This is a genomic window from Kocuria palustris (assembly GCF_007666205.1).
Classification (GTDB): domain Bacteria; phylum Actinomycetota; class Actinomycetes; order Actinomycetales; family Micrococcaceae; genus Kocuria; species Kocuria palustris_A.
In genome coordinates this window covers 1-13609 of the sequence record NZ_VDOR01000015.1, presented here as the reverse complement: position 1 = coordinate 13609, position 13609 = coordinate 1, and the positions used below count along the sequence as shown (strand labels likewise).

General features: G+C 72.7%; 10 protein-coding genes. 1 reads left to right on the top strand and 9 read right to left on the bottom strand.

From position 1 onward, the window contains the following. Nucleotides 1–5: 5 nt before the first annotated feature. The 9 genes from wecC to FSY66_RS11160 all read right to left on the bottom strand — a co-directional run bounded on the left by wecC (nt 6) and on the right by FSY66_RS11160 (nt 11702). Nucleotides 6–1268 carry a UDP-N-acetyl-D-mannosamine dehydrogenase gene (wecC, locus tag FSY66_RS11200; RefSeq protein ID WP_144794971.1) on the bottom strand — a complete coding sequence of 421 codons (1263 nt, stop codon included), beginning with the start codon at nt 1266–1268 and terminating at the stop codon, nt 6–8. A 98-nt stretch (nt 1269–1366) separates the two neighbouring features. Next, on the bottom strand, nt 1367–3361 hold the full coding sequence (locus FSY66_RS11195; protein WP_313955550.1) for a glycosyltransferase family protein: 1995 nt from the start codon (nt 3359–3361) through the stop codon (nt 1367–1369). Nucleotides 3362–3394: 33 nt separating this feature from the next. Next, on the bottom strand, nt 3395–4366 hold the full coding sequence (locus FSY66_RS11190; protein ID WP_260853664.1) for an ABC transporter ATP-binding protein: 972 nt from the start codon (nt 4364–4366) through the stop codon (nt 3395–3397). Beyond that, complete coding sequence (locus FSY66_RS11185) at nt 4353–5258, bottom strand: ABC transporter permease (protein ID WP_144794966.1); 906 nt, start codon at nt 5256–5258, stop codon at nt 4353–4355. The genes FSY66_RS11190 and FSY66_RS11185 overlap by 14 nt, the downstream gene beginning before the upstream one ends. After that, on the bottom strand, nt 5255–7096 hold the full coding sequence (locus FSY66_RS11180; RefSeq protein WP_144794964.1) for a glycosyltransferase: 1842 nt from the start codon (nt 7094–7096) through the stop codon (nt 5255–5257). The genes FSY66_RS11185 and FSY66_RS11180 overlap by 4 nt, the downstream gene beginning before the upstream one ends. Beyond that, complete coding sequence (locus tag FSY66_RS11175) at nt 7093–8316, bottom strand: glycosyltransferase family 4 protein (protein WP_144794962.1); 1224 nt, start codon at nt 8314–8316, stop codon at nt 7093–7095. The genes FSY66_RS11180 and FSY66_RS11175 overlap by 4 nt, the downstream gene beginning before the upstream one ends. After that, on the bottom strand, nt 8313–9383 hold the full coding sequence (locus FSY66_RS11170; protein ID WP_144794960.1) for an LCP family protein: 1071 nt from the start codon (nt 9381–9383) through the stop codon (nt 8313–8315). The genes FSY66_RS11175 and FSY66_RS11170 overlap by 4 nt, the downstream gene beginning before the upstream one ends. A 95-nt stretch (nt 9384–9478) precedes the next feature. Beyond that, nucleotides 9479–11308, bottom strand: a complete 1830-nt coding sequence (locus tag FSY66_RS11165) for a cellulase family glycosylhydrolase (RefSeq protein WP_144794958.1) — start codon at nt 11306–11308, stop codon at nt 9479–9481. A gap of 133 nt (nt 11309–11441) precedes the next feature. Next, nucleotides 11442–11702 (bottom strand): type B 50S ribosomal protein L31, encoded by a 261-nt coding sequence (locus FSY66_RS11160; RefSeq protein WP_144794956.1) that lies wholly within the window; start codon nt 11700–11702, stop codon nt 11442–11444. Between the two features lie 267 nt (nt 11703–11969). Here FSY66_RS11160 and FSY66_RS11155 point away from each other — a divergent pair. Next, nucleotides 11970–13609, top strand: a 1640-nt coding sequence (locus FSY66_RS11155; protein WP_144794953.1) for a S8 family serine peptidase, incomplete at its 3' end; no start/stop codon positions are given.

Below are 13609 nucleotides of genomic sequence, written 5' to 3'. Positions count from 1 at the left end.
GCGGCTCAGCGCCACAGCCCCTTGGTGTCGACCACCGTCTTGCCGGCCAGCGCCGTGGCGGGGACGCTCTTGAACTCGTCGTGGTCCACGAGCACCAGGACCACATCGGCGCGCTCGATGGCGTCCTGGTACTCGACCAGCTCCACGTTGGACAGCCCCGCGAGCGCCTGGGGCAGCTCCGAGACATTGGGCTCCACCGCCAGCACGGAGGCCTCCGGCAGCGCCTCGGCCAGATCCCTGGTGATGTTCAGCGCCGGGGACTCGCGCAGATCGTCGATATTGGCCTTGAAGGCCAGGCCGAGCGCGGCGACCACGGGATCGGAGCGGTGGGCCAGGGCCTCGCGCACCTTGCCGATGACCCACTCCGGCTTGCCGTCGTTGACCTCGCGCGCCGTGCGGATGAGGTTCGAGTTCTCCCGGTCCGAGGAGACGATGAACCAGGGGTCCACGGCGATGCAGTGCCCGCCCACGCCCGGGCCCGGCTGGAGGATGTTGACGCGCGGGTGGTGGTTGGCCAGCTCGATGAGCTCCCACACGTCGATCCCCAGCCGGTCCGAGATCAGGGACAGCTCATTGGCGAAGGCGATGTTGACGTCGCGGAACGAGTTCTCGGTCAGCTTGGCCATCTCGGCGGTGACGTCGTCGGTCTCGAGCAGCTCGCCCTTGCAGAAGGTCTCGTAGACGGCCTTGCCGCGCTTGGCGGCCTCGGGGGTCATGCCGCCGATGATGCGGTCGTTGGAGATGAGCTCCTCCATGGCCCGGCCCGGCAGGATGCGCTCGGGGCAGTAGGCCAGGTGGATCAGCTTCTTCTGCCCCTGCTGCGCCTCCTCCGGGTCGGTCGTGAGGTCCGGCCGCGCGGCGGTCAGCACCTCCCCCAGGTGCCGGGTGGTCTGCGGCGGAGAGGTGGACTCGAGGATCACGAGCTCGTCGCCCTCGAGCAGGGGGGCGATGTTCCGAGCGGCAGCCTCGATGTACGACGTGTCCCCCACGTGATCGTCCTTGAACGGCGTGGGCACGGCGATCACGAAGGCGTCGCCGTGCTGCATCTCGGTCGAGGCGGTGAGCTGACCCGATTCCACTGCCCGCCGGAGCTCCTCCTCGAGCCCCGGCTCGACGATCGTGACCTCGCCCCGGGAGATCCGCTCGACGACGGACTCGTTGACGTCGACCCCCTTCACCCGCACACCGCTGTTGGCGAGGGTGACGGCGGTGGGCAGGCCGATGTAGCCCAGACCCACGAAGACGACGGTCTGCGTGCTCTCGTTCATGGTGGTGCGTCCTTGATCTGCGCCTCGGCAGCGAGGCGGCGGAGTAGAGCGGTTGCGGGGACTTGTAGGCCGTTCGGGGGAAGCTCAGGCGCGGCTCATCATACGCACAGGTGAGTGGTGTCCCGGCCGAAGAACATGACCACGCCTGTCGAGATGACGTGCTGATCCGTGACGTTCCAGGTGTGGCCGTGCCCGCCGCGGAACTGGCGGAAGTTGAACCGGTCCGTGGCGTAGACGCGCCCGCCGCCGTCCACGACGTCCTGCAGGAACCCCGTGTCCTCGCCCGTGGTGCGATCGCGGAACGGGTGGGCCTCGAAGACCTCCCGGGAGGCCATGAGCGTGGGCCCGAGCACGAAGTCCGTCCAGCGATGCTCGCGCTCGCCGAAGCGCAGCAGCGTGGCGTCGTAGGACTCGACGTAGAGGTAGCTCGCCTGCTTGCCGACGACGTCCGCCTGGGTCACGCGCAGCATCGCGAGCTGATCGGCGAGGTAGTCGGGGCCGTACCAGTCGTCGTCGTCCATCTTGGCGATCACGGAGCCCGTGGCGGCCCGGACGCCGGCGTTGAGGCACGTGCCCAGCGTCCACTCGCCCGGGGCCTCGACGATCACGAGGTCCTCGATCCCGCGCTGCCGGGCCAGCTCCTGCGCCCGAGCGGTCGCGGGGTCGAAGCCGTGGCACACGAGCACGAGCTGGACCGACACGCCGCGCTGGGCCGCCACGGAGTCCATCGCCTCGGCCAGGCGGTCCGGGCGGTTGGTGGACAGCAGCACGGACACGGTGGGCACGGACGGCTGCCACGACCCGGCCTCCCGGGGCAGCGCGAGGTCCAGGACCGAGGCCGCCCGGTGCGTGTAGGTGTGCTCGGCCCACACGCGCCGCTGAGCCCGGCGCACCGTGCGGTCGCGCAGCTGCTTGGAGCGCACGAGGGCCCGCACGACGTCGGCCGCCTGCTCGCGGGTCTCGACCACCGGCAGCTCCGACTGGGGGAAGTACTCCCCCACGGCCGCCGACGGCGTGGAGACGACCGCGGTTCCGCGCGAGACGATCTCGAAGATCCGCCGGGCGCACATGGACGGCGAGTCGACCACCGAGTTGACGTTGAGGAAGACCTTGTACGCCTGGTAGGCCGTGAGCATGCGGGCGTAGTCCAGGGAGCCCACCACGCGCTGGTCGAGCGGCGCCGGGAACTGGTAGCGCTCGTCGTCGCCCAGGTAGCGGGAGAAGATCTCCAGGCCCCGCTGCATCTTGGGCGACACGTCCAGCGCCCCGCCGAGCAGCAGGTCCATCTGGTCCCGGCGCTCGGGGAACTTGTGGGCGAAGTACATGCCGCCGAAGGCGACCTCGCGCGAGTCGAATCCCGACTTGCCGCGGGCCGGCGAGTGGACAGCCGGCTGGGCGGCGAAGGCCAGCACGCCCACGCGGTCGTGGCCCAGATCGCGGCGGTAGTGCTCGAGCCGGTTGGAGTCGGAGGTCAGCACGATGTCGAAGAGCCCGGCGCACTCCAGGAAGTCGTCGTAGTGCGGCGGGTCCTCCTTGTTCCAGAACACCGTGGGGATCCCCCGGCGGCGGAACTCGGCGACCAGCTCGCGGAACGGCTCCTTGACCCCCGACGTGCCCGTGAGCTGGTACTGCCACTGGTCGCCGTTGCCGTGCCAGGCGGATTCGACGAACAGCAGGCGGGGGCGGTGCTCGTCGAGCTCATCGCGCCACCCGGTGCGCGACAGCGGGATCTGATCCCACTCGTAGCTGAAGGCCCGGGAGGAGAAGTCGTCCAGGATCGTGGCGACCGCGACGTCGGCGAAGGGCCGGTCCCAGCGCTGCGGCCACTCGGTCGGCGCGAAGGAGACGCGCGGCCGCCCGGACGGCTTCTTCCCGGCGCCCCCGGCACCGGCCGCCCCGGTCGTCACGGCCCCGGAGATCACCGCCTCTGAGGAGCCGCCGGGCAGCGCTCTGCGGCGCAGGTGCTTGCGCACCTGCTGGGGCCCGCCGCGGCGCAGGTGCCACAGGATCGTGCGCAGCTCGGCGACGGAGGGGACGGAGGGGATCGCGGGGAGGGAGGGGATCGAGGGCTTGGGGGGCTTCGGCACAGACACGTTCGGGGTCCTCTCGGTCACGCGATGCGCGGATCACGCGGTGTTGATGAGCTCCAGGGGGATGCGCTCGGACTGGGCCTGGTCGCGGAACCTCCGGGCGCTGAGCAGGTTCCCGTCGGCCAGCAGCTGCATGTACTGCTCGTACCTGCTGACGACGTCCTCGACGGGGCCGTCGGCCACGACCTCGCCGGCGTCGATCCACACGAGCCGCGTGCACATGGCGCGGATCTCGGACATCGAGTGGGACACGAACAGCACGCAGCCGGCGTTGTCGCGGATCTCGTCCATCCGGGCCTTGCCGCGGGCCTGGAACTGGGCGTCGCCCGTCCCGAGGGCCTCGTCCAGGATGAGCACCTCCGGGTTCGTCGCCGTGGCGACCGCGAAGCGCAGCCGGGCGGCCATGCCCGAGGAGTAGGCCTTCATGGGCCAGTGCAGCGCCTTGCCCAGGGCGGCGATGTCGATGAGCTCGTCCATGGCCTCGTCGACCTGCCGCGGCGTCATCCCCTGCGCCAGGCAGCCCAGGCGGATGTTGCGCTCCCCCGACAGCGCCGGCACGAGCGAGACGCTCACCCCGAGCTTGGACGGCCGGTCGATCGCCCAGACGCGCCCCGCGGTGGGGTTCATCTGCCCGGCCACGATGTTCATCAGCGTGGACTTCCCGGAGCCGTTGCGGCCCACGAAGCCCACGAACTCACCCTGCTCGACCAGGAGGCTGACGCGGGTGAGGGCCTGGTTGTCGACCTGCGGCGGGCGTCCCAGCGCGCGGCGCAGCAGCCGCGAGGGCCGCGAGAGCTTCTGCTCGTCCGCGCCGCCGGTGCTCGTGACCCGGTAGACCATGGTCACGTCGTCGATCACGACCGCCGGGTCCCGCACGGGCTTGAGCCGCGTGCCGGTCAGGCCGGACCCGTCCTCGGCCACCCAGGGCCCGACGCTCGACCGGCGCTCGCGGCCCTGCCACTGCGGATCGACCGAGGGGTCCTCGAACAGGGAGTCATCGCTTCTCATCGGCATAGCTCTCCTCGTTCCACCAGAAGACCAGCAGGCCGATCACGAGCGCGCCCACGGCCCAGCCGATCAGGATGAGCCACGAGCCCAGCGCCGGGGGCTCGGCGTAGAGGATCGCGCCGCGGGCCATCTGGAGCACCTGGTACAGCGGGTTCAGGTGGAACAGGGCCAGGATCGTGGGATTGTCCGTGAAGCGCGCCGGATCGTAGAAGATCCCCGAGGCGTAGAGCCACAGCCTGGTCCCCAGCTGGATCAGGTTGGCCACGTCCGGGATCTTGTGCACCAGCGGGGCCAGCAGCATGCCGGTGCCCCAGTTGAAGATCGTCTGCAGCACGAAGATCGGGATGATCAGCAGCCACAGCGGCGTGATCGGCTCCGCCGGCGGCGCGATGAGCACGAAGAGGAACATCGCGGCCAGGACGTAGAGCTGGCTCCATGCCTCCCGCACGACGATGCCCATGGGCAGGGCCGCCCGGGGGAAGGAGAAGCCCCGGATCAGGTTCTTGCCCTGCACGATGCTCCGGGCCCCGGTGGCCACCGAGCGCGAGGTGTAGAGGAACATCATCAGCCCGATGATCAGGTAGCCGATGAAGTTGTCGATCCCGCGGTCCGTGCGCAGCAGCAGACCGAAGATCAGGAAGAAGGTCAGCCCCAGCATCATGGGGTTGAGGATCAGCCAGACCTTGCCCAGGATCGTGTGCTCCTGGCTGACCGACAGCCGCACGCGGGCGTCGTAGACCACGAAGTGCCGGGCGCCCCACAGCCGGCGCAGGTACTCCCCCAGCGGCGGGCGGGCGCCGACGGCCATGAGCGTCGAGGAGTCGTAGTGCATCCGCCGCGGCCCGGGTGCTGCGGATGCGGGCTCGGAGCGGTGATCCGTGGTCTCGCTCATCCCGCCTCCGTCGTCCGTTCCATCTGCTCGTGCGCGTCCGTGAGCTCGTCGTAGCGCGCGAGCGTGCGCGCGGCCACCGCGTCCCAGGTGCGCTCGCGCAGCACCGCCGCGCGGGCGGCCTGACCGAGTCTAGGGCCCGACCCCGGTTCGGCCCACAGGCGCCGCACCGCGTCGGCCAGCGATTCCGCGTCCTCGGGCGGGACGAGGATCCCGGTGACGCCGTCCTCCACGAGCTCCTGCAGGGCCGGCAGCCGCGAGGCGATCACCGGGACGCCGCGGGCGGAGGCCTCGGCGAGCTTGAGCGGGGTGACGGAGCGGGTCACCTCCCGATCCCTGCGCGGGACGACGAAGACGTCGAGTGCCCGCTGCCAGGTCCGGGCGCCGTCGCGGTCCACGCGCCCCGGGAAGACCACCCGCTGCGCGACTCCGAGCTCCCGGGCCAGCGCCTCGAGCCCGGGCCGGGCCGCGCCGTCGCCCACGATCACGGCCGTGATCGGCGCGGGCAGCAGGGCCACGGCCCGCACGAGATCGTCCAGGCCCTCGTAGTCGACCACCGAGGACACGGTGCCGATCAGGAACTGCTCCGGGCCGATCCCGAGCGACGCGAGGTCCAGGCGGGCGCGGGCCTCTTCGACCGGCTCGAGTGCGGCGGCGTGCTCGGCGCCGACCGCATTGGGGCTGATCCGCACGGCGGAGGCCGGCACCCGCCCGCCCGTGACCTCTTCGACCCGGCGCGCCATCGCCGCGCCCAGCGTCGCCACGTCGTCCGCGGCGGCCATGGCCTCCGCCTCGCGCTGCTGGAAGCACGCGTAGCGCTCGGAGACCGCGGCGACCGGGGGACGGCGGGAGGCCCAGGTGTCGGCCAGCTGGCCGCGGACCTCGTAGACCCACGGGATGCCCAGGACCGCCGCGACCTCGCGGACCACGAGCGCGTTCACGAAGTGGGTGGTCGTGTGCAGCACCGCGGGCCGGACCTCGAGGCACAGCTCGAGCAGGCGCTGCGCCTGCAGCTGCAGCCGCCCCGAGGCCGTGCGCGGCAGCGCGGCCGGCGAGATCCGGTGATAGCGCACGCCGTCGACGACATCGAGGTCCCGGGCCCGCAGGCGACCCACCTGGGCGGGATAGCCCGGGCGCGTCTGGGCGTGGACCGTCCAGCCGGCCTCGGCCTGGGCGCTGAGCAGGGCGTGCGAGCGCATCGCGTAGCCGCTGCGCGTGTGCGGCAGCGAGTTGGTCAGCACGTGGACCACGGTGCGCGGCTGAGGGCGGTACGGGCCCTCCAGCGGCGGCAGCGACGGCGACCGGCCGTGCAGCTGCGCTCGCTCGTCGGCCAGGCGCAGCAGCTGCGCGGCCTCGGCCCGTGCGGCGTCCCCGCGCAGCCAGGCCCGCTGCAGCGGGACCAGGGCCTGGCCCAGGGCCCCCAGATGCGTGTCGCGGCGGGCCAGGGTCCCGGCCAGCCCGCGCGGCGCCGCCGACCGGGGGATCGCGGCGCTCAGCCGGAAGGCGTCATCGGCCGCGTCCACCGCGAGCGCGACCTCGGCCAGGGTCCGCAGCGTGCGCGGGGGCGTCGACGGGTCCGCCACCGTGTGGTCGAAGGCCTCGGACAGCGCCGAGTCCTCCCCCAGCAGGCTCAGGCCCAGGGCATGCAGACCGAGCGCCCGGTCCCCGGCGGCCGCCAGCATCCGCCCGGCCCGCGCCGTGACCGGGCCGGGCAGGCGCCGGGAGACCTGCAGCGCGAAGACCGCGGGGTCCCCGCCCAGGTGCTCCCAGGCGGTGCGGGCCACGAGGCTCAGATGGCGCAGCCGCGGATCCGAGCGGCGGGCGGCGCCCCCGGCGGTCATCGCCCGGCCCGCCGGCCGCGGATCTCCAGGGCGCGGCGCAGGATCTCGTCGTACCGTCCGGCCAGATCCCGGTAGTCCGCGTGCTCGGCCACCCAGGCGCGTCCGTCCTGGGTGCACTGCAGCCGCGAGCGGTCCGCGATCAGCCCCTCCCAGAGATCGGCGATCTCCCGGGCGCTCGAGCCGACGACGTCCCCGGCCCCGGCCTGGCGCAGCACCCAGGCCGCCTCCCCGCGCACGATCGCGGTGAGGTGGCGGCCGACGGCCATGACCTCGTACGTCTTGGAGGGGATCGTGGCCTCGAAGGACTTCCAGTCGTCGCGCAGCGAGATCACGAGGGAGTCGGACTGCCGGTAGAGCTCGAAGACCTCGTCGCGGTAGACAGGGTCCAGGAAGCGCACGGGCACCCCCAGCTCGCCCGCGCGGCGCTTGAGCATGGCCTTCTGCGAGCCCTGTCCCACGAGCGTCAGGCGCATCCCGGACCCCACGAGCGCGGCGGCCTCGATGAGCCGCTCGAGCCGCTGGCTCTCGCCGTGGTTGCCCAGGTACAGCACCTCCAGCCGATCGCGCTCCAGCGGGGGCGGAGGCAGCAGGGGCGTGCGCTCGAGCCGCACGCCGTTGCGCACCGTGCAGACCTCCCGCACTCCGCGGCTGCGCAAGGTCTGGGCGAAGCCGTCGGTGACCGTGACGACCAGCTCCGCCCGGTTCTGCACGAACTCGACGGCCCAGTTGATCGCCTTCTGCGCGCGGCCCTGCACCACGCCGGCCTCCGCCGCCAGATCGGGCCAGGCATCGCGCATCTCGACCACGAGCGCCCGCCGCCTGATCCGGGCCGCCAGCCAGCCGCCGGCCAGCAGCGGCAGCGACGGAGCGGTGACGATCAGGACGTCGTGATCGGGGACCGCCGCCGCCCGCACGGCGCTGCCGAGGGCGGTCACCATCTGATCGAGCAGCTTGGGCAGCCGCGCGTCGCGGCCCGTGAGGAACGGGACGCGGACGATCCGCTCCCCCACGGGCCCGCCCGAGCTTCGCCCGATCCGGCCGCGGGTCGTCGCGTCGTAGTCCGGTCCCGGCCCGTAGTGCGCCACCGGGGCCACGACGGTCATCCGCCATCCCCGATCGACCAGATGCGGGATGAGGGTCTGCCACCGCCGCTGCGGCGGGGAGTGCTCCGGCCAGTAGGAGTGCGTCAGCAGCAGTGCCCGCAGCGGCGCTGGCGTCACAGACCGCTCCCGTCGTCCGCCGCCAGGCCCTCGTAGTGCTCGTCCAGCGTGCCCTCGTCGATGGCATCGCCGATCTCGGTCATCGCCTCCTCGTCCGCGATCACGATCGACTGGCCGTCGGCGGAGGTGCCGGTGCCGTTGGTGGGCACCGTGAACATGTGGATGTCGGAGCGGGAGGTGCCCACCATCTTGGGCACCAGGCCGCGGATGTAGCCGGAGCCCATGCCGTCGGAGACCGTCAGGAACGGCGAGATGGTGTCCACGATCTCCGAGATCCTGCCCGGGTTGGCCAGGACCTCGGGCTGCAGGAAGCGGTCCAGCAGCGCCTGGATGAACGCCCGCTGGTTCTCCACCCGCGTGTAGTCGCCGTCGGCGAAGTTGTAGCGCTCGCGCGAGAACTCGAGCGCGGTCTCGCCGTCCATCTCCATGGGCCCGGCCGAGTACTCGGTGCCGGAGTCGGAGGTGAAGGACTGCGGGACGTCCACGGTCACTCCGCCCAGGGCGTCGACCAGGCCCTCGAAGCCCTCGAAGTCCACGGCCATGACCTCGTCGATGCGGGTGCCGAAGTGGCCCTCGAGCGTCTCGACCATCAGCGGCATGCCGCCGTTCTGGTAGGCGGCGTTGACCTTGGCCTCGCCCACGCCCGGGATGTCGACCCAGGTGTCGCGCATGACCGACATGACGTAGACCTCGCCGCCGTCGGCGGGGATGTGCAGGAGCATGATCGAATCCGCGCGCGCGCCCTCTCGGCCCAGCTCGCCGCCTCCCTCGGGGCGCTTGTCCGAGCCGAGCAGCAGGATCGTGGTCCCCTCGGAGTCCTCGGGCCGGTCGGCGTCGTCGGGGAACGCCTCGGTGGACGGGACGGAGGTGACGTTCTCGTCGTAGGAGCGCGACAGCCCGCCGATGTAGAGCGCGATCACCGCGATGACCCCGACCAGCACCACCAGGAACGCGATCAGGAAGGCGAGCAGGACCTTCCGCCCGCGGCCCCGCTTCCGGGGCCGGTCGTCGCTCGAGGAGCCCCGGCGGTCCCCGCCGAAGAGGTCGTCCTGGATCTCATTGCTCATGCGGGGGGCCTCCAGGCTCGGAGCACGACCCGATCCGGCCAGGGATCAGGGGGCAGAGGCCGGCGGGTCGTCGGTACGGGGGTGTCGTCGGCACATCATACGGCCGGGATGCGCACCACGCTGGCAGATCCCGCGGGAACGGAGAACGTGACGACGCTGCCGTCCTCGCCGGCCCGGACCTCCGCCGCGGCGTCGTCCTGCGGCAGCAGGGGCAGCCCGAAGCCGTCCACGGATGCGTGCCTGTCGGCCACGGGCCGCGCGGCGGCCTCGGCGTCGAGGGCCACGTCGTCCTCGTCCTGCGTCGCGGGCCGGGTGGGGTCGTCGGTGGACGAGCCGTCGGGATCCGCGTCGTCGAACAGCGCCGTCTCGGGGTAGTGCTGCGTCCACCCGGGCCCGCTCAGGCTCGAGACGCTCGCCCGCTCCGGCCGGCCCGGCACGCTCAGCTCGACCGGGCGCGGCTGCTCGCCGGGATCGCGGAAGTCCATGACGGCCACGGACAGCGAGCCGTCGTCGTGCCGGATCGCGTAGGCGGTGCTGCGGGTCCCCCGGGCCCCGTCGGCGCGCCCGTCCGCCGTGCTCTGGTCGACCTCCAGGAACGCCCCGCCCGGCAGCGATCCCGTCAGCGCCAGTGCCAGCCCGTTGGTGCGCGGCACGAAGGCGGCGCCCGGGGTCTGGAACGTCCCGGAGGAGCACAGCAGGGACATGGGCGCCCCGCCGCGGCACGGTGCCAGCGACGAGTGGAACGCGACCTTCTGCGCTCCGAGCTGCTGGGCCCGCAGGAGGTAGTCGGCGCTGTAGACGCCCGCCGCCAGGGTCTCGGTGATCTCGTTGGACCCGGCGCATGACGAGGCCGAGGTCTCCGTGATCCACAGGGGCATGCTCGCCTGCCGGGCGGTCGCGGAGGCCTCGGCGACCAGGTCGTCCACGCGCTCGCGCGTTCCGGGCGAGGTGATGTTCTCGACCGTCGGCTCCTGCTCGGGTCGGTGGGCGTCCCCGTCCGGGTCGCCGCACTCCGGCAGCGGGTACTGGTGCATGGCCAGCGCGGAGTGCCCGGGCGGCTCCGTCAGCTCGGTCTCGGTCGCGGCCTCCCACCAGGCGGCGTCGTACGCGCCCGGGACGACGACCACCACGCCGGGGGCCGCCTCGCGCACGGCGTCCACCGCGTCCTGGGCCTCGTCGACGTACTCCTCGGTCCCCCAGTCCTCGTCGCGGATCGGCACGGGGTTCTGGGGGATGTCGGGGAAGCCGTTGGGCTCGTTGCCGATCATCACCCCCGCCAGGCGCTCGCCGAACGCGGCCTGGGCGTGCTGGGCGAGCTCGCCCGCGCGATGGGGGTCCGCGTGCCCCAGGTCGGCCGAGACGATGACGTCGGCGTCGACCTCCTCGGCCAGGCGCGCGACCCGCTCGAGGTCCTCCGGCGTCACGCGCGTGATCTCCTCGCCGTCCTCGAGGGGCCAGTCCGTCGGGACGGGCTCGTCATGGGCGGTGAAGAAGAAGCGGCGGTCCGTCGAGTTCCCGCCGAAGCGCAGGGTGGGCCGCTCCAGCGAGCCGAGCAGCCGCACCAGATCCGGGTTCTCGGCGCTGAGGCGCTCGTCGGCGAGCTCGGTGGCCTCGAAGGAGATGCCGGCGGCGTCCTCCCGGTAGGTCGTGCCCACGGGATCGCCGAGGCTCAGATCGAGGGCCAGGTCGGCGTCCTCGGACGCCGGGGCGGAGGCCGGGGCCGCGCCGTCCGCCTGCTCGGCGCGGCGATCGGCGATCCACTGCTGCGGATCCTCGGGCGGGGCGGCGGTGGGCCATGGCTCGGAGGGCTCGGGGGCCGACGGCGTCTGCGGGGCGTCGGGCCCCTGGGAGCCGTCGGCGCAGCCGGAGAGCACCAGGACGCCGACGACGAGCAGGGAGGGGAGGGTGAAGCGGGGGGTCTTCATCGTGGTCGACAGTAGCCCGCCGCGCGGCCCGTGGCGCGGGTGCGCGGCGGAATGTGAGAGGGGCCGCACCCGAGCGGGTGCGGCCCCTCGCGCAGCGGCCGGTCGGGCGCCGTGCGGCGGACCGGCCGGTGGCTCAGCCGCGGGACTTGCCGAAGGACTTGAAGCGCGCGTTGAAGCGCTCGACGCGGCCGGCGGAGTCCATGATGCGCTGCTTGCCCGTGTAGAACGGGTGCGACTCCGACGAGATCTCGACCTCGATGACGGGGTACTCGTTGCCGTCCTCCCAGGTCTCCGTCTTCTGCGACGTCGCGGTCGAGCGCGTCAGGATGACCTTGCCGGAGGCCAGGTCGCGGAAGAGGACCGGGTGGTAGTCCGGGTGGATGTCGTTCTTCATGAGTCTGTGTTCCTTAGCTGGAGAGGCCGCTGGATTGTGCCAGAAGCCATGACGCTGGGGTGCGGGTGCGCTGGGCACCAGCGAGCCATCGTACACCGTCGGCCGCCCGGCGTCAGGACGCCTTCGAGACCGAGCGCGAGCTGAACGCCGCCCGTGAGTCCTCCTGCTGTTCGCTGTCCGCATGCGTAGGGTGTTCAGAGGACACGACGGCCTCCCCCGAGCCGACGTCCCGCCCCTCCCCCCGCACCCTCAGAAGTGGACCAGATCGTGCCCTCTCCCCTCGTGCCCCCGTCCTCGCAGCCGCCCCTGACCGATGCGCGCGCCCGACGGCCCCGCCGTGCGCCGCGGCCCCTCGTCCTCGCCCTGGCCGCCGCCTTCGCGGTGACCCCGGCGCTGTCCGTGCTGCCCGCCTCCGCGCAGGAGGACCCCGCCAAGGCCTCGTCCCAGGGCATCGATCCCGCCCCGGCGGGCCCGGTCGACCGCTCGGAGCTCGACGAGACCGGCCCCGCGGCCGGCGAGGAGGAGCTGCCCCAGGAGACCCCGCGCGTCATCGTGAAGTTCCAGGATCCCCAGGACACCGACGCGCAGAAGGAGCAGACCGTCGCCGAGGCCGCCGAGGAGGCGCAGGTGCTGCCCGCCGGCGATGCCGCGCAGACCCCCGAGCGGCTCAAGGAGACCGGCGACGCGGCCGACGTCATGGCCTTCGACGCCGAGCTCGAGGCCGCCGAGCAGGAGGAGCTCGTCGAGCAGCTCGAGGAGGACCCCCGCGTGGAGTACGCCGAGCCGGACCGCGTGGCCCGGGCCTCCGCCACGAACGACCCCCTCTACGGCGTCCAGTACACCCTCGAGGCCCGGAACGTGCCCGATGCCTGGGCCACGGCCACCGGCCGCGGCACCACGATCGGCGTCCTGGACACGGGCCTGGCCAACCACCCCGATCTCAACGGCAAGCGCGTGTCCGGCTACGACTTCGTCTCCCCGGCCTACCCCGGCTACACGGTCGACGGCGACGGCCGCGACTCGGATCCCACCGACCCGGGCGACACCGCCGGCTCCGCCTGTGACGCAACATGGCACGGCAGCCACGTCGCGGGCATCGCCGCGGCGAGCACCGGCAACGGGCAGGGCATCGCCGGGGTCGCCCGCGACGCCCGCATCCAGCCGGTGCGCGTGCTCGGCAGCTGCACGTACGGCTTCGAATCGGATATCGCCGACGGCATCCGCTATGCGGCCGGGCAGACCATCGGCGGGGCCGTCAACCGCAATCCCTCCGACGTGATCAACATGTCGCTGAACCTGCGCGGACAGTGCGGGCGCACCATGCAGTCGGCCATCTCCTACGCGAACGGCGCGAACGTGCCCGTCGTCGTCTCGGCCGGCAACGGCTCGGCCGACGCCTCCGACTATCCGCCGGCCAACTGCAACGGCGTGATCGCGGTCGGTGCGGCCGATCAGAACGGGCAGGTGGCCTCGTACTCGAACACCGGCCCCCACGTCGACGTGCTCGCCCCGGGCGGGCACGGGAGCCAGCACGCGATCATCTCGGCGATCGACACCGGCCGCACCGGGCCCGTGCGGCCCAGCTACGGCTACAAGAACGGCACGTCGATGGCCGCGCCCTTCGTGGCGGGCACCGCGGCGATGATGCTCGAGGCGAATCCGAGCCTGACGCCGGCCCAGATCGAGCGCACCCTCAAGTCGACCTCGACGGGCCCGCTCGGCCGCCTGCAGGTCTCTCCGGCCGACGCGGTCGCCGCCGTGTCCTCCGGGCCGTTCCGCGACGTCCCGGCCAGGCACCAGTTCGCCGCCGAGATCACCTGGGCCAAGCAGAACGGCCACCTCAACGGCTGGTCCGACGGGACGTTCCGCCCGAACGAGAACATCCACCGCGACGCCATGGCCGCCGT